This is a genomic window from Zobellia roscoffensis (assembly GCF_015330165.1).
In the GTDB taxonomy this organism is placed as follows: Bacteria; Bacteroidota; Bacteroidia; order Flavobacteriales; family Flavobacteriaceae; genus Zobellia; species Zobellia roscoffensis.
Genome location: NZ_JADDXT010000002.1, coordinates 1635290 through 1653510, shown reverse-complemented (window position 1 = coordinate 1653510; position 18221 = coordinate 1635290). Strand labels below are relative to the sequence as shown.

The following is an 18221-nucleotide window of genomic DNA, read 5'->3' as shown; positions in this document are numbered from 1 at the left end:
ATACCTATTCTATTTCAATATCAAAACTGGCTTCAACGTCAGTTTCTCCACCGGCATCGTTCAAAGTATCGTCATTTGGTTTTTTAGGTTCGTGACGTAAAGTAAATGTAAGCGTACCTGTACTAGCTTCTCCTGTAGTAACGGTAAATTCAATTCCTAGTGGATTACCGTCCTCATCTAAATCAGCATACTCCGTGGTAAGATCAAGACCTGTTCCTACAGTATAGAAAAACTGGTGCTCATCACCTTCTTCTTCAACCTCTAGCGTAATATTCTCTGCTGGACTTTCCGTTTCGTTCAAAAGAACTATACTACCATCGTACACCGTGTTGGCCGCTAGGCTTCCTGATACCGTATACACCGGTTTATCTGAACCATCACCGTCTAAATCCTGTAATTGCAGTGTGATATCGGCCCCATCACCTTCTGGAGAAAGTGTTACCTTAACCGTAGTAATAAGCTCTTCTTCATTTACTATTGCTGGCGTACTGTCATCATCATCTGAACAAGAAATAAATAAGGATCCTGCTAACAACATTGCGCTTAATAATTTAATCTTTTTCATTTTTTTAGGTTTAAAAATTAGTAATTGAATTTAAGGTTTAATAAATAATTTCTACCTAACTCATCTGCATAGAAGCGCAAACGATTCAGGTAATTTCGATATGAATTATCCAGTAGGTTGGTGACTTTAAACCCTACTGTTAATTGCGATTTTGGGGAAATATTGAAATCCAAACTGGAATTAAAATTTAAAAGGTGATACGCATCTGGCGAGGTACTGACATCAACAATTTCATTTGTTTCCGTTTGCGGTATGTATACTTCAAAATTGTTGTTTGGAAATTCATTCTGGCGAAATACAAATTCACTCTGCAATGCCAATTGAAGGTTATTTACTTTAGGGTTTTGATATACCACACTATTTTTTGTGTTGACGGGCGGCATACTTATTAAAGGTTCTTCCCTACTCCGATCATAGCCTTTAACAAAAGAAAACTGATGATCCAAACGCAAGTTTTCAGTAAACGCGTAGGAGGCATCTAGATCAAACCCTAATAAAAGTGCATCGGTCTGGCGGTATTCCCAAACTTGAAAGTTACCTCGTATAGTCTGTTCTATAGATGTAGGCTCAATAACAATAAAATCATTGATGCTATTAATGAATGGACTGATAGAAAAACTGAAAATTTGATTCTTACGCTCAAATGTCATGGCCACCTTATGAGCCACCTCTGATTTAAAACCCAGATCTCCCATCTCAATTCGCGAAGCCGAGTGGTGCAGGCCCTCACTAAACAATTCCGAAGGGTTGGGTGCCCGTGAAGCCAATGAATAATTAAAGAAAAGCTTGTATTCATCATCAAATGAATACGTTGCCCCCGCGGTTGCAGATGCATTGTAAAAACTTAATTGTGGGTTGGTCAAAATCTGATTGCCCGTTTCCTCTACAATGATATCTGAGTAGAGTTCATCATAATTACGACTTTCCCAAGTTGAAGTCCTATAAAATTTAAATGCGTCCATATATGTGTAATCAAAACGCGCTCCGACTTCCAACAATAACCTTTCGCTCATGTCATAATCCGCAACGGCATATCCGCCCAAATCATATTTGTCATAGTCTGGTATCAACCTTCGTATACCAGTAGTTGGATCAGCAAAATTGGTTTGATACCTTGCCATTAAACCCGTCTTTAAATTGATTTCATCCGTAAGGTCACTATCTAAATCAAGTAAAACGGTATGTGTATCCAGTTCCAAATCTATAGAAGCCTTATCTGCATCATCCCCTACACGTATATCGTATTCCAACCTATTATTTCGTTGAAAATCATACTGTAGGCTTAGTTTTCCAAGACCGTCAAAACGTGAGAACATTTTAAGACGAGCCAAATGATGCGTAACATCTTGTCTGGGTTCTGCAATGTTATAAGTAAAATCTTCGATTACTAAAGGCCTATCGCTATTGATTGCCGCTAATTGGTCTGAAGCACCTCCTAAATGAGAGGCACGGAGTATTCCTATTTCGTTTTTAAAGAAGGAATAATACCCTTCTAATCCATATTTAAAACGGTTTAAACCAAAATGCAAAGACGCACTACGTTCAAAAATACCGGTATTGCTCAACACATAATCCGGAGTCTCAAAATCTCCGTAACGTTTTACCGTTCCTTGAGCGGTGGCATACCATCCATTTTGAAAGCTTTTGGTTAATTGTGATGTCACAGAAGAACCTCTTCCATTAGAAGCTAAATTCCATAATGTTTTACCATACAAGCTGTCCTTTACGGGTACTTTTAAGGCATCGGCAACAATAACTCCACCAACCGCATCACCACCATACTGTAGTGCTCCCGCACCTTTTATCAAAGTTAAGTTCCCAATAGAATTTACATCAATATTTGGTGCGTGTTCCGCTCCCCATTCTTGATCTTCCATTCTAACCCCATTATTAACAATAACTACACGACTACTATGTAAACCGTGAATCATAGGTTTAACCACAGCATTTCCCGTATTCAAGGAAGAAACCCCGCTAAGACTATTTAGGGCATCACCCAAAGAACCGTTACTGAAATCTTCTAATTTTTCTGTTGATATTTTATTCTTAAAAATGGTCTTAGCTTCACGCTGATAAGTTTCTCCTTTAATAGTTACCTCATTAAGTTCTTCTAAATGATGTTCCAACCGAAAAATCTTACTGGTGTTACCGGACACCTTTACGGTATACCCTTGAGTTAGACAGTAAGGATGCGAAACCTGTATGGAATAGGTGCCATCACAAAGCCCAGTAATAGTATAGTTACCATCAACATCTGTCTGTACGGCCTGTTCGGTTCCGGCTACAATTAACAAAGCACCAGATAATACAGAACTATCGTGCAAATCGATTACTGTTCCGGAAAGGGTGTTGTCACAATCTTGGGAAATAGGAGATATACTGCCAAATAGCAGCATAGATATAGCATATAAAAGCATATACATTCTTAAATTAAATAAAACGGAATCCGCGTTTGTTTAACTAAGAAAATATGGGGGTGCTCTTAATTGGGTATTGGTTATTTTAAATGAGTGAAATAGTAAGGAAGAAAATGAACTTTCTAACCGTTGCGGAACAGATGCAACGAAAAAATCCACATAATCAGGTACTTTATAGTCAAATGAGGCCAATTGAAAATGACAAATTTGACAATCGGCAACATCTGCATGAATGTGGGTAGTTTGTTCGTGACAAACCTCGTGTTCATGTGCCTTAAAAACATGAGAAAACTTCACCAACATAGGAAATAGTAGCGCCCCTGCTAGTAAGAATATGACAATGCTCCGTCCTATCTGTATTTCTCTCCTCATTGAAATCGTACGGCTCTTTAGATATAAGAGTCATTCTTAATTGAGGCCCAAAGGTATAAAACTATTTTCATAGTGAAAATTAATGCCAAACAACTAACACCAATAGCCCCATTTACTATACTATGAGTTTATTACATCATCACCTAATAGGCCTTTTCCTCTCCACGAACAGCATTCACCACAGTTAGATATATAATGCTTAAATCTAGACCTAGAGACCAACTTTCCGTATAAAATATATCAAACCGAATGCGATTAACGATATCTGCTTTTTTAATAATTTCTCCTCTATACCCTTTTATTTGAGCCAAACCGGTTATGCCTGGTTTCACAAAATGCCGAACCAAATATTTATCAATTGAGGTTTCATACATTTCTGTATGTGACTCCATATGAGGTCTAGGTCCTACAACACTCATATCACCAAGAAAGACATTTATAAATTGTGGCAGTTCATCAATACTAGTTTTTCGTAAAATTCTACCTATTCGGGTAACACGCATATCGTTCTTAGTGGCCATAACGGTATCTGCGGCCGCATTCTTAGCCATAGATCTAAACTTATAACACCAAAAAGCTTTTCTATTTACGCCATGCCTTTTTTGCTTGAAAAACAAGGGGCCTTTTGATTCAAATTTCATTAAAATGAACAACAATGGAGTCAACCATGACAACACCGTAAGAATGACCAAGGATGAAAACAGAATATCAAAAGTACGTTTAACTATAGGCGCATATTCTACCTCAAGAGGCGATTTTCTCATGGCAAGAACGGGAATCGTATCATACAGTTCAATGAACATGGAGCGGGTAAAAATTTCTTTATTATCCGGAATTATTTTTAGTTTCTTCAAGTTATTATCGGCAAAAGTCACCAAATACTCCAGTTCTTTTTTTGATAATTTAGAAGCGATGCAGTAGATATAATCAACATCATTCTCAAGAATGTATTTAAAACAATCGTTCATTTTACCCAAATAGGTTGGGCTTACAGAAGGCTTATCGTCAAAGAAACCCTTATAGCGATAACCGAGTTCCGGTTGATCAAAAACTTTTCTAATTTTTTTAAGGTTTTTATCTCTCCCTACAACTACCACATTTCTAAAATTTCCCCCATAAAGCCTGTATTTTCTCCTTAGCCAGTAAAATAATGAACGATAAACAGTACAGAAAAAACAAATAACAAGGTAGACCGATGCCCTATATTCAAAACTATAAACCCCATTATCTTTAAAACCGTAGAGAGCAAAATAAGAAAGCCCAAAAAGACCCAACAACTTAAAGTATTTTCCAAGATTGGTTTCAAAACGTTCCCTTCTTTCCGTAGGGTAATAGTTTAAACTAAATGTGATGATGAGCCATACCAAATTATAATATAATACGTTACTCCCTGTCATATATGTTACTGGTGTTAACAGGTAAAGAGCTGTATTAATTATACAAAGATGAACAAGGACCGATATAGGAATAACTAACAAAGACTTTTTCATAAGCATGAATTTTTCTAGTTGAAAAACAAATAGTTTGCACTATTCCCTATAAATACTATTACCCATACATGTAACTCCAAATTGACCGAAACTACAGCGCCAATATTGTTTTGCACATGAATAGACTATTGCAAAAAATCAATATGTAAAAAGTTCTAGTAAGAAATAATTGGGGAATAGAATAAATTATAGAATTGACTTTTTTATTTCAACTCATCATTTAATCCATAACAGAAGTAGGTATACTTATTATTTCTAAAGTAAATGCATCTTTTCTTGAGCTAAAAGAAAATACCGGAGTTATTTTCACCAATAGAGCTCCTATGGTAAGAATAATTCAAAATAAACAACCAATAACGGAGAATAAATAAATAATGAAAACCGTAATTAAAAATGAAATATTAAAAGGGTGTTGAAATCATGAATATCCAAATTAACATTTCATTAACAAATTTACAGGAACGCCCTAATTCATTGAAAACCGAATCCCGTTCATTAGTTTTCCATGCTTTTAGCCGCTTAAATTTTATTCTTCCTTAATTCCTTCCACTGCAAAAGGGTATAAATCAATCCTCCCAGCAGAAACGAATCAATAAAATAAGCATGGGTCAGTTGAAAAATTTCTAAATAGGTAAATACGGTTACTCCCGAGCTAATAACCCAACTGATCAATGCCTTTGGCTCCCATTCTGCAATTTCGCTCAACACATAATGTTGTCTTTTTACCCAATAAAAATGGATGATATAAATAGCAGAAATAGAAGGCGCCAAAACACCCAGAAAACTAAGAAAATCGAACAGATAATTTGAAAAACCGAGCAGCGCAAAAAGAATACCAAAAACACTTGATAACAAGGTCGTTTTCTGAAAAGACCAACCTGTTTTTACCGTAGAGAAAGTGAGTGCCGTAGAATAGAGATTACATGCGTTGCCCACCCATGTAGAAACCAACAATAACACAAATGCAGGTAATACAAGGTCAAATTCCTGCATTACCTTTATAATATCCACTTGTCCCGTTTGTATAGATGGAATGGCACTTAAAATTAATGCCACAGGAAAACCAATAGTAATGCCCAGCACGGCAATCATACTTTGCCTGTCATTGTATATAAACCTAGAAAAATCTGCCATTAATACAGGGAAAAGAATAGAGGAACCAACCAGTATTGACGTAGCTTCGAACAAAGTCATGGTAGGATTTTCCGGTACAAAATCTAACACCTCCTGAAAAGACATGCCTTGATCGAACGAAACATAAATAACATAAATTAAAAACAATGTAAGAACAGGTACAGCCATATTTGCCAATCGTTCCAAACTTCGTATACCGCGAAAAGTGGTTGCGGTGATTAACATCCCCATTACCAAGATTATAATCCACTGTGGCAATACTACAGAAAACGTAGCGAATGCAGTGTCTGCGACCGCTATAGCCAATAACTCCAAGGCTACGGAAAACCAGCCCAAAAGAGTGATACCAAAAATGGTGTTCATAATCTTGGCCCCTTGCCTACCGAAGCTAAAATGAAGTATCATATAGGTAGAAAGACGAGAACGATTACCAATTCTAGTGGTAGCCAGACACATTATCGTTAATACGGCTGTACTTATACCAAAAGCCCATAAAGCACCTTTAAGCCCAATACCCAACGCAACTTCAGACCCCAAATAAAGAATAGGGAGCGTTAACCCTGTGCCGGCAATAAGCAATGCAATAAGCCAACCAGAAGTAAAATCTTTAGATTGTACTTTAGTGTTTGTATATTGATTATTCTCGGCCATCGTTTATGGGGTTATTCCAATTCTTTAAGTAATTTGACCAAGAGTTTCCAGAATTTTTGAGTGGAACTTATCTGTAACCGTTCTTCAGGTGAATGAGCTCCTAAAATATTAGGACCAAAAGAAACCATCTGCATAGCAGGAAAGGTCCCTGATAAAATGCCACATTCCAGACCGGCATGTATTGATTTAACAATTGGCGTCTCACCATTCAACTTTTCATAACACTTCTTAGTAAGACTTAAAAGTTCACTATTGGGTCTAGGTTCCCAACCAGGGTAAGGGCCAACTTCTATGACCTCTGCAAATGAAAAACAATCTTTTATTTTTCCCGCCAATTCATCCCGTTCACTATCTACAGAACTACGGGTGTGACATGCCGCGTGAAAACGACCTTCGCCAATATGGAGTATAGCAATGTTATTAGAAGTCTGCACCAAGTCCGCAATACCTTCGGTCATTGAATACACCCCGTTTGGGGTGAGCAAAATAGCTTTCACTAATTGATTCTGTGTTTGTACATCTAAAACCGCTGTGGTGGTTTCTGTTTTTAAAAATGCTAGCTTTAGATCTGCATCCGTAGCATGATATTTTTTCTTAAGCTTCTCGGCGATAGCTATAAACGCTTGTGAAAACAAATCGCTTTTATCCTTTGCAACTGCCACTATTGCCCAACCATTTCTAGGTATTACATTGGTTAATGTACCCACATTCACGCTATGTAATCTACAACCTGTTTTAGATATCAAATCATCTAAACACTCGGCTAATACAATTATAGCATTTGCTTGGTTCAAATGTATCTCTACACCAGAGTGGCCCCCTGTTAATCCACTGAGCTTAATTTCAAATAAGCTATACTTCTTTGCATTTAAAAGTTCTGTCTTGTATGAACCATCTATCGTCACATCAACGCCACCGGCACATCCAATGGTAATCATATCATCTTCTTCAGAATCCAAATTCAATAGAATACTTCCCTTTAACTGGTCATTAGTCAATGCCATGGCACCGGTCATACCCATTTCTTCATCTATGGTAAACAAAGCCTCAATAGGAGGGTGCTCCAAATCATTAGAGGACAAAACCGCCATAATCGCCGCAACACCAATTCCGTTATCCGCTCCTAATGTGGTTTCTTTTGCCTTTACCCAATCTCCATCAACGAACATTTCTATGCCTTGGGTTGCAAAATCAAAATTTGAGGTCGCCTCCTTTTGATGTACCATATCTAAATGCCCCTGTAAAACAACGGTTCTAGCATCTAGCTTTCGTTTAGTGGCCGGTTTCTTGATGATAACGTTCCCAATTGCATCAACAGAAGTTTCTAAGCTTAACGACTTCCCAAAGGCAACCATAAACTCAATAATCTCTTGTTCTTTTGTAGAAGCTCGTGGTATAGTATTAATGGCTTCAAAATGATGCCAAATAGCATCTGGTTCTAATTTGGTTATTTGCATTATTTCCAGGTTTTTTTTAAGATAAGATATAAGATGAAGGCCACTAAAAAGGAATCAAAAAAAGAAATAGCTGTTAGTGTAATATGATCGTAAGAGCCTAAAAAAGCTACTACGCAGGCCACCAACCAACTAATAATTGCCGGTATACCAAATGCTGGTAATTTATTAAAATCTTTTAGATTATAATCTTGATTTCTAATGAAGAAAAAATCAGCTATAAAAATTGCAGAAATAGGAGGGATTAAAATACTTAATACGTTTAATAGGGATATAAAATGAGTAGCAATACCAATTACAGCTACTAAAGTTGCAACGCAACTACCAATAAGTCCTAAAACAGCATACTTCTGCTTCTTAAAAACAGTAGATAGGGTAAGTTGAGTGGAATATAGATTAGAGGTGTTTGTGGTCCATGTAGAAAAAATTAAAATAACAAATGCAGGTACCGTTAAACTTAGTCCTATCATTATCTTCATAATATCAATCTCACCGGTTGCCAAACTAGGAATTGCCCCTGCCAACAAAATCAAAGGAAAACCAAATGCTAATGCCAAAACAGATATTAAACTATCTTTATCAGTACGGGCAAAGCGAGTAAAATCAGGCATCAAAACCGGTGTTAAAATGGTCATACCTACAATCGCAGAAATGGCCTGAATAACGGACATGCTTCCATTACCCTCAATAGCCAACAGACTCTCAATACTATTCTCATTTGTACATACGTAAAGTACATACACCAGAAAAACAATCATTAAAGGTACTGCAATTGCTGAAAAACGTTCTACAACCGTAAAGCCATAAATAGAAGTTAGTGTCATTAAAATACTTCCTGAAATAATACTGACATATAATGGTACATCAATATCCAAAAGGTGTTTAAAAGCATCGGTAAGTGCTTCCCCAAATATTTCAACCGTTACTGCATACCATCCTAAAAGAGTTATTCCTATTAAAAAATTTATGAGCAAGGTTCCTTTTTTTCCGAAGGAAAAATGCAAAAGCATATAGGTTGACAATCTTGTTCTATTGCCTATAATAGCCGTAATGCCACAAAGCACACTTAAGACAATGTTTACCCCTAGAAAAACCCAAAAGGCATTTGAGAGCCCGATGGATTGTGCTACTTCTGCCCCTAAAAAAAAAGTGGGTAAGGTTACACCTATACCCACAATTATAGAAGCTATATGAATACCATGGACAGTTTTATCTTGAGGTACTTTTGTTTTTGAATAATCATCAACACCTACTTCTGCTGCATTTGACATTACGAGTTGTTTAGTAATTTTTCTGCTAATGGCTTTAATTCAGGATGGCAAACGACACCGTCATCCACGATTTGAATAGCGTCTAAAAAGATACTTACTTTTCCGACAACACCATCAAAATGAGATTTAGCCGGCTGGCCAAGAGGTGGCATATCCATTGGACTCGTATGACCGAAACCAAAATCTACGCCCCCCCAAATACGTTCATCTTCTACAATTTCTCCACATAATTTTCTAATATTTGGACCAAAGCCAAACATATTATGAGAAATCTTATACATATTTGGATCATCGAAAGAAGCTAAATAGGTCTTGTATTTTTCAGCTTCAGACCCACCTTTTACATCAGCAATCCTTCCGTCTTTCATTATAAATTCTAAATGATTGTCTGTGTTATACACATCTGCATGCTGTATCATATCAAAAACAATATTGCCATTCATGCTATCTGTTTTTGGAACAACGTTGACATAACCCGGCGCAGTACCAAATATGGGTTTCGAATAATCCCCACTATCAATATCGAACGAATAATCAGAATCCGTTTCATAAGTAAGTTTTGTGCCATTGGCACTGGTTATGGTAATGACTTTTGCTTTCATAGTCATTACTTTAATTTTATTCAAAAACTCTTCTAAAATATCAATCTCAAAACCTACAAACGTACGTATTAAAGAAGGAATAGAACTTTCGCCAATAATTAAATATCTCAATTTCTTGTTGTTCTCAAATGCTTTTTCCCAAATGGTTGAATAGAGAAAGACTTTAGAATTTAATTCAATCCAAACATCAACATGACTCAAAGCAGCTGTTAAGACTTCTGATGGCCAATCTTTCATACCGGCTTCTCCGTCTTGTTCTGCTTTTGGGGTCCATAAAATTAATGATTTACCTCCTGCAGCTTTCGTCTCCGCCGCCAAAGCATCAGCTAAATCTCTATTTGAACCATTATCTCCCGTTATAGCAACGGTCTCACCGGGTTGCACTTTAAACATCTCCACTATCATTATTTGAGAGAGTTTTGCTGTTTCTGAATTATATGTGTTATTCATAGTTTTGTTTTGTTTATTACCTATCAATCTCTTTTTAAAAGCTAAAAGTAAATGTAGTTCCAACTGTAGCAGGTGTTCCTAACCAACCAAATCCAGATTCAGAATATTCTAAATAATACTTTTTATCTAAAATATTACGTGCCCATAAAGACAACTTAATCTTGTTGATTGATAATGTTGCTTGCGCATCCAACAGTTGATAGGCATCTGATGTGTAATCTGCCGAATTGGAATCTTCCCAATATATTTTTCCGGTTCCGTTGTAGTTCACGCTAAGATCTAGCGTAGTTTTCTCATTGAACGGAATGTTTGACGCCAAGCCTAAATTGAAGTTGTTTTGAGGCACCAAGGAGGTGTTCTTATCATTAAATTGATTCAGGTCTCTTTCAGTTCCGCTTTCGCCTCCAGTAAATCCGCCTTCAGTTATTTTAGATTTCACGAATCCGTAATTGAACAAAATATCTAAATATTTAGACACTCTGGTTTTGGTGTCAAATTCAAATCCAACAATAGTACTCTTATCATAATTAAAATTACCGGGTGTAAAATCATCACCAGTAATAGCAAACTGTTGTCTGTTGGTAAAGTCAGAAAAGAATACTGAGCCATTCAAGATAAAACGATTGTTCCATGAAGACGTTTTAAAACCAACTTCATAATTATCGGAAAATTCTCCTTTAAAATCCCTATTGAATAGTGGGGTTACTTTTGGGTTAAACCCTCCGGCACGATATCCACGCCCATAATTTGCATAAAGCAATACGTTTTCTGTAGATTGATAAGACAGGGAGACTTTAGGTTGAAGTACATTCTCTTTTTTCTCATTGGTTTGGCCGTTTAACAAATCATCCAAATCAAATCTATCGCTATCAAAACGTAGCCCTGCCGAAGCAGTTAATTTATCTGTTAACTTATAATCAAAGAAACCAAAAACTGCCAACGTCTTAAAAGTGGCAACATAATCTGTAACGGCCCATTCATCGCTTAAAAAATAATCACTTTGAAAAAATGGACGCTCTATATTTTGATAAAAACCTCCTAAGCTCCAGTCAAATTTTGTGTCTGTTCCTCTATTTGTTAACCGTAGCTCTTGGTTAAAAGATTTGGTATCATTGGTTTCGCCCTGGTCAAGAAAAAATTCTTGCATAAAATCTAGGTCGCCCACTGTTTTTCTTTTCACGTTATTATAAGATGTAATACTTTGTAGTTTTACATTTTCTAAACTGTATTCCAAATTAAGATTGGTATAGAAATTCTGCATTTCAGAATCTCCAAAAGTATCTTGCGAAATAACGTTATCCCCTTTTTCTGGATTTGGGTTCAAATAATCTAAACCAACAGCAAAGAAATCATTGTCTGCAGAACTAGGGTTTGTAGAATAATATGTAGCTCCACCTTTAGAATCAATATATTGAGCCGTAACACTTGCTTTAAATTGTGATGAAAGTTTAAACATCATTTGCCCTCTAAGGGTAAACTCTTTTCTGAAATCTACTTTTTTATCTAAAAACTCGTTAGTCAACAGGCCGTCAAAATTTTTGTACTGTGTAGAAAGGCGGTAAAAAATCTTATCCTTTTTAACGGCTCCCGATGATACCAAACCTCCAGTTATTGCATTACCGTTACCATAACCTAAGGTTACTTTATTCTGCATGGTATTGGTAGGTTCCTTAGAGTAAATATTAATGGCACCTCCAATAGCGTTCTTTCCATAAAGAGCACCTTGTGGTCCTTTTACAACTTCTATCAAAGCCAAATCAAACAATTCTTGATTTAACAGACTAGGATCTGCTATTGTAACCCCATCTATTACAAATGCAACAGGAGCATCAGAATTTCGAATTTGAGGTATCCCTCTAATTACTAAAGAATTTACCCCGATAGCCTGACTTTCGCTCAACTTAAGGTTAGGCACTAAATTGGCAAAGTTGGCTACATTATTTATACCCGCTTTTTCAATCCCGTCAGAATTAAAGGCTGTAACGGATTCTGGAGTTGTCTGAATTGAAGCTGTACGCTTTCTAGATTTACCCATTACACCAGCAAAGCCCTGCACCACAACATTGTCTAATTGTTGTGCATCTTCTTCCATAACAATATTTATGGTAGCGTTCTCTCCTATCGTTACTTCTTGTTTTTTGAAGCCGATATACGAAATCTCCAATACTGCATTGGTAGTGGTGGTAATCTCATAGTTTCCATTGAAATCTGTTGTTACCCCGTTAGTTGTTCCTTTTTCAACAATGTTTACCCCCGGCAAAGGCTCTCCGTTAAAATTTACGGTGCCGCTTACCGTCTTTTCTTGTGCCAAAATTACGATTGGCATCAACATTAAAATAAATAGTAGTTTTTTCATAAGTGACTGGCTTATATATGCTTTGAATTAGTTTGATAAAAGTAGTTCGCACATATTCTTATCAATTATTTACGATTACTAAAAGTTTATTTAATAATTTTAAAACATAAATCGGAATTCATGAAAAAACAGGAATTTTTTAGTCTGCCCCTCACCGCTGCGTATTTTGAAATTTTGATAGTGCAATTAAAAGAAACCTTCAAAAAAAAGCATGGTATAAAAGAGATACCGAAATCCATGCAATTCTATGGGTATGGAAATTATGATTCCGAGAAGCCAAACCTTAAAGAAGACTTAGAACATATTGGAAGCGATTTTATCAATGGAAAGTATCTTTATGACAAAGTTAGGGACTTTAGAAAGGGAAAACCGGTCATAAAAATCAACCAATATTACAAATCCGTTCTACTTTTATACTTAGGTTATGATTCCGTTGATAGTTTTCTTGATGAAAACCGGCTAGAAGAATCAAAGGAAAAAAAACAGCTTGCCCTATTGTATGATGAACAGGCAAACAAAACTTTTTATTACATAAACTATTACTATGGGGAGGATGATGTTATCCTAAAAGGAGAAACCATTATATCCAACAACTGGAAAAAGATAAAGCATACCTATGTATACCCTCAAGAAGATGGAACGAATAAAGAGCATTACAATTTTGGAAATATAGTCCGGAGAGAAGACACCTTACACATTAATTCCAAAACCTTGTTAGACGGCAAATTGGTGGAGGGAGCCAGTGAAATCTATTACATAGGGCATACCGATCCCTCTAATGTAAGGTATTTAATAGGTACCTACTGTACTTTTGACATCTACACAAATACCGTGGCGGGGCAAACAATTCTTGAAAGATGCGACTCCAAGGAAGATATGGAGGAGCGGTCTAAAAATCCTAATATCCCCCCGTACATTGCCATGGAAATCAGGAGCAAAAGAATTGTAAACAAAAGCATAGTACCCAAGCACTTTCTTGAAATTTCCGAAGCTAGCCCGTATGCATCAATTTACGAAAGCCTTGCGGGCTCCTATATTTTGACTTTCTATTTTCCCAACGGATTTGAAGAAAAACTCTATTTTAAAATTTTACCTACCAACTATAAAATGATTGTTCAAACAGAGAATGTCTATTTTGAAAAGGATAACCTGGATTTACTCAACAAAGGTTCCGTAGTACATTTTAGTTTTAATTTTGCAGGTATAATAGCCTTTGACCATGTAGATGTTTACTTTAAAACGTATTTCTTAAAAGACGACAGCGAAAGACATGATGGTGTTTTTAGCGGGATTGATAATGAAAATAGATTGGTTAGTGGGTCAGTGGCTATCAACTTCAGCAGAGCGGAACACTAAACACTCTTATTCAAAGTCCATAAAAACCCAATTACCTACTCTCCCTTCACAATTAAATAATTGCTGCATAAGATTTTCTTAACGCCTAAAACTTTACAAATAGTGAAATTATAATGAATTTTACATTCTAATATTTACTATTTGTAAACTTATAGTGACTTTCAAGATTCAACATAAAAATATTAAGTTTATTACCTACGGTGCATTTGCATCGTTCGGTACATATTTCTGCATGTATGCTTTTCGAAAGCCATTCACTGTTGCCACCTATGAACATCTGGCGTTTATGGGTGTCGATTATAAAATCATTTTAATCATTACCCAAGTACTTGGGTATATGCTCTCCAAATTCATTGGAATAAAGCTCATATCAGAGCTAAAAGCTAAGAATCGTCTGCGTTATCTTTTAATTATGATCTCAATGGCAGAATTAAGCCTCATCCTTTTTGGTTTTGTGCCTACGCCCTATAATATTATATTCATGTTCTTAAATGGACTTTCATTAGGAATGATATGGGGCATTGTTTTTTCCTATTTAGAAGGAAGAAAGTTTACCGAAATTCTAGGCGTTACCCTCTGTTCTAGTTTCATTGTTTCTAGTGGTGCCGTAAAATCGTCCGGGTTACTGCTAATGCAAGCCACAGGCGTTAACGAAATATGGATGCCAGCACTTACAGGAGCCGTATTTCTTATTCCATTTTTAGGTTTCGCTCTATTATTAGACAAAATTCCGAAACCTACAAAAGAAGACAAGGCACTAAGAAAAGAACGGAAGCCTATGAGCCGTGCAGACCGAAAAAAAGTACTGTCCAACTTCTTCATCCCTATTGTAATTCTAGTCTTTTTTTACATTTGCCTTACTGCGATACGCGACTTTAGGGATAATTTTTCGCGTGAAATTTGGGATGCCGTTGGTTTTGAAGACAATGCTTCCATTTATACTTTGTCTGAGCTGCCTGTAGCCATAATTGTTCTAATATCCATAGGTCTTTTTGCCTTTGTTAAGGATAATTACCGGGCTTTTATAACCTACCATTACTTGTTAATTTTTGGGGCGATCCTTATTGGCGGTAGCACTTTCCTATTTCAAACACAAGTAATGGGGCCGGTACTATGGATGGTTTTAGTGGGTCTGGGACTGTACATCTGCTACGTACCTTTTAACTGTATATTTTTTGATAGGATGATAGCCACTTTCAAAATAGAGGGTAATGCCGGCTACCTCATCTATATTGCAGATGCCTTTGGGTACCTGGGAAGCATGGCCATCCTACTTTATAAAAATTTTGGACATCGCTCCGTCTCATGGCTACAATTCTTTAGCTATGGAACTTATGCCATTGCCTTTGTGGGCTTCGCGGCAACCACTTGCTCATTAATCTATTTCAAGAAAAAATATAAGATGGAACAACTAACGTTAAACAATGAACTGCATATTATATGACCATGGAGAATAAATATGACCTTATCGTAGTTGGTGGAGGCATTTTAGGTACTTTTCATGCTTATCACGCAATGAAAAACGGTCTAAAAGTTGCTTTGCTCGAAAAGGATGGAAAACCCCAAGGGGCTACCGTACGCAATTTTGGACAAGTGGTACCCTCGGGCATGGACTCTAAATGGCAAATATACGGACGGGAAAGTTTAAGAGTATATAAGGATATACAATCTAAATTTGATATTTCTGTACGGCAAGAAGGTAGTATCTATATTGCTTCCAATGAAGAGGAAGTTCAACTCTTGGTAGAATTAAACGCCATCAACCTCAAAAATTCCTACAAGTCTGAGTTAATGACCAAAGAGGAATGTCTTAAAAAGTATCCTGGTCTCCGTGAAGACTATGTAAAAATGGGGCTTTTCTTTCCTGAGGAAGTTATGGTAGAGCCGCGTCTAATGATCGGCAAACTACAAAGCTATCTAAAAGAAATAGGCCTGGATATTTATATGAACAAGACCGTGGTAGAATGCAATTCTCTTACCAATTGGGTACAAGTACACACCACGGATAATATGGCACTATCCGCCTCTAAGGTCATTATCTGTAACGGAAGCGATTTTAAAATGCTGTATCCGAATTTGTTTTCAGAAAGCAACCTCATCGTATCAAAATTACAGATGATGCAAACCAAGGTTCAGCCTAATTACAAACTACCAAGCTCTGTTCTAACAGGCCTATCCATAAGACGCTATGAAGCCTTCTCCGAGTGCCCATCCTATGCTTCGGTTAAAGCAAATGAAAAAAGTGAATCCCCAGAAAAAAAATGGGGTGTACACATTCTGTTCAAACAAGCTATGGATGGTTCGGTTATCATTGGTGATTCCCACGAATATGCCCCTGCTGCAGGTATAGATGATTTAGGTATGGATCTGAATATGGACATTGACAACTTCATTTTAAACGAAGCAAAGAAAATATTTGATTTGCCTACCTACCAAATACAGAACAGATGGTACGGCCTCTATTCGCAATGTGAAAATGCCGACCTATATCAGCATACCATAGATCGGAACATTCACATTGTAACCGGTATAGGTGGCAAAGGAATGACGGGCAGTGCAGGCTTTTCAAAAGAAAACATCAATTCAATATTCAATTTACAAAATGCATAACATAGAATTAGTAGTATTTGACATGGCCGGCACGGTCGTTAATGAAAACAACGTAGTTTACAAAACAGTTCAAAAGGCAATTAATAAAAAGGGATATCATTTTTCCCTAGACTTCGTACTCGTACATGGTGCCGGAAAAGAAAAACATCAAGCCATAAAAGATATTCTAAAGGCTAATAGTGATTCCATGTCCGAACCGTCCGAACCCATTTTTGAAGATTTTAAACGCTTATTAGATGAGTCCTATCACAATTTAAAAGTGACTTCTTTTAAAGGCGTGGAAGAGGTTTTAGCCCAACTGAAATCACAACATATTAAAATTGCTTTAAACACAGGTTACAATAGAGCAATAGCAGAACTTTTACTTCAAAAAATGAATTGGAAAAAGGGCGAGCAATATGATGCTTTGGTTACAGCAGATGACGTATTGGAAGGACGTCCTCACCCTGCCATGATTTCTAAAGCTATGGAAATTCTAGAAGTAAGCGATGCGAGTAAGGTGCTAAAGGCCGGAGATTCTATTATTGATATAGAAGAAGGCAAAAACGCACATTGTGGTGTTACCATTGGTGTAACCACCGGCGCCCACTCAGCAGCACAATTAAAATCCGCTGAACCTACTTATGTATTAAACTCACTTGTAGGACTCACCAATTATATAAAAGGCTGAGTTGCTACCGTAGCGGTATAGGGCTACAACAAACGATCCGTTACCAAACTGGTAACGGATCGTTTTGTTTTATACGCATCATTAAAACTCTATATAAAAAAATAGATAACCAACATCTTAGTTGACGCATCACTTCGGTTAACCGGAACGTGCGGAATACGGCCATCAAAGAAAATAGAGTCCCCTTCTTTCAAAAGCACTTCTTCCTCTCCAATTATATAATAACATTCACCGGTAAGCATATACTTAAACTCGTAAGCATCTGTAGTGACTTTATCACGTTCCGAGTTGGGTTGAACCTCTAATAAAACCGTCTCAAAACCTAAGGAAGAAAGCTGTTTTCCAAAAATGTAAGTATAATTGAAACCAACTGCGGTGTCCTCTTTTTCAATTATAGAATTGTCCTCTTTTCTCGAAACTATATAGCTAGCCCCGTTTACCTGTGGCATACCATTGAAAAACTCGGTCACTTCAATTTCCAATGAACTTATTATTTTCAATAATACGGGTAAAGATGGTATGGTTCTTCCATTTTCAATCCTTGAAATCAGTCCACCGGTTACCTCTGCACCACGCGCAATATCACTTATGGTTTTGTTGCTTTCCTTTCGGATTTCTTTTATCCGTTTTCCAATACCTATCAGGTAATCATCCATAGTTAAAACTTAAAGTACAAACATACTATTTAATTGAAATATGTAACTGAAATCTCACAGGTAACATGACATTTTACACGACCTATATTTCAATTTAGACGTCATAAGTACAAAATCTTTAATTGAGTATTTGTAAATAACATTAAGATAACCTTTTCATAATAAAA

Annotated in this window: 14 protein-coding genes; 4 read left to right on the top strand and 10 right to left on the bottom strand. The window is 36.6% G+C overall.

The genetic code is table 11. The annotated features are described in order from the left end of the window. Positions 1-4 precede the first annotated feature (4 nt). From IWC72_RS07000 to IWC72_RS06960, 9 genes are all read right to left on the bottom strand, one after another. Positions 5-565, bottom strand: a complete 561-nt coding sequence (locus IWC72_RS07000) for a type 1 periplasmic binding fold superfamily protein (RefSeq protein ID WP_194529290.1) — start codon at positions 563-565, stop codon at positions 5-7. A gap of 17 nt (positions 566-582) precedes the next feature. Beyond that, on the bottom strand, positions 583-2988 hold the full coding sequence (locus IWC72_RS06995) for a TonB-dependent receptor (protein WP_394370095.1): 2406 nt from the start codon (positions 2986-2988) through the stop codon (positions 583-585). Positions 2989-3021: 33 nt separating this feature from the next. Beyond that, positions 3022-3354: a hypothetical protein gene (locus IWC72_RS06990; RefSeq protein ID WP_194525465.1), complete on the bottom strand. Its 333-nt coding sequence runs from the start codon at positions 3352-3354 to the stop codon at positions 3022-3024. A gap of 143 nt (positions 3355-3497) precedes the next feature. After that, positions 3498-4844: an exopolysaccharide biosynthesis polyprenyl glycosylphosphotransferase gene (locus tag IWC72_RS06985; protein WP_194529289.1), complete on the bottom strand. Its 1347-nt coding sequence runs from the start codon at positions 4842-4844 to the stop codon at positions 3498-3500. A 519-nt stretch (positions 4845-5363) separates the two neighbouring features. After that, a complete protein-coding gene (locus IWC72_RS06980; protein ID WP_194529288.1) occupies positions 5364-6629 on the bottom strand; it encodes a purine-cytosine permease family protein in 1266 nt (421 codons plus the stop codon). A gap of 11 nt (positions 6630-6640) precedes the next feature. Next, positions 6641-8086, bottom strand: a complete 1446-nt coding sequence (locus IWC72_RS06975) for an aminoacyl-histidine dipeptidase (protein WP_194529287.1) — start codon at positions 8084-8086, stop codon at positions 6641-6643. After that, the gene (locus IWC72_RS06970) at positions 8086-9354 is read right to left on the bottom strand and encodes a cytosine permease (protein WP_194529286.1); all 1269 of its coding nucleotides are present in this window, start codon (positions 9352-9354) and stop codon (positions 8086-8088) included. The genes IWC72_RS06975 and IWC72_RS06970 overlap by 1 nt, the downstream gene beginning before the upstream one ends. Further along, positions 9354-10406, bottom strand: a complete 1053-nt coding sequence (locus IWC72_RS06965) for a M29 family metallopeptidase (RefSeq protein ID WP_194529285.1) — start codon at positions 10404-10406, stop codon at positions 9354-9356. The genes IWC72_RS06970 and IWC72_RS06965 overlap by 1 nt, the downstream gene beginning before the upstream one ends. 34 nt (positions 10407-10440) lie before the next feature. Then, the gene (locus IWC72_RS06960; RefSeq protein WP_194529284.1) at positions 10441-12762 is read right to left on the bottom strand and encodes a TonB-dependent receptor; all 2322 of its coding nucleotides are present in this window, start codon (positions 12760-12762) and stop codon (positions 10441-10443) included. Between the two features lie 120 nt (positions 12763-12882). Here IWC72_RS06960 and IWC72_RS06955 point away from each other — a divergent pair, with 120 nt between their 5' ends. From IWC72_RS06955 to IWC72_RS06940, 4 genes are all read left to right on the top strand, one after another. Then, the gene (locus IWC72_RS06955; protein ID WP_194525458.1) at positions 12883-14118 is read left to right on the top strand and encodes a hypothetical protein; all 1236 of its coding nucleotides are present in this window, start codon (positions 12883-12885) and stop codon (positions 14116-14118) included. A 232-nt stretch (positions 14119-14350) separates the two neighbouring features. After that, the gene (locus IWC72_RS06950) at positions 14351-15562 is read left to right on the top strand and encodes a DUF5690 family protein (RefSeq protein ID WP_226979513.1); all 1212 of its coding nucleotides are present in this window, start codon (positions 14351-14353) and stop codon (positions 15560-15562) included. A gap of 2 nt (positions 15563-15564) precedes the next feature. Then, entirely contained in the window at positions 15565-16728 is a 1164-nt protein-coding gene (locus IWC72_RS06945) for a TIGR03364 family FAD-dependent oxidoreductase (RefSeq protein WP_194531100.1), read from the top strand. Further along, a complete protein-coding gene (locus IWC72_RS06940) occupies positions 16721-17398 on the top strand; it encodes a phosphonatase-like hydrolase (RefSeq protein WP_194529283.1) in 678 nt (225 codons plus the stop codon). Before IWC72_RS06945 ends, IWC72_RS06940 begins: the two co-directional genes overlap by 8 nt. A gap of 89 nt (positions 17399-17487) precedes the next feature. Here IWC72_RS06940 and IWC72_RS06935 read toward each other — a convergent pair whose 3' ends face one another. Further along, on the bottom strand, positions 17488-18054 hold the full coding sequence (locus tag IWC72_RS06935; protein WP_194529282.1) for a helix-turn-helix domain-containing protein: 567 nt from the start codon (positions 18052-18054) through the stop codon (positions 17488-17490). Positions 18055-18221 lie beyond the last annotated feature (167 nt).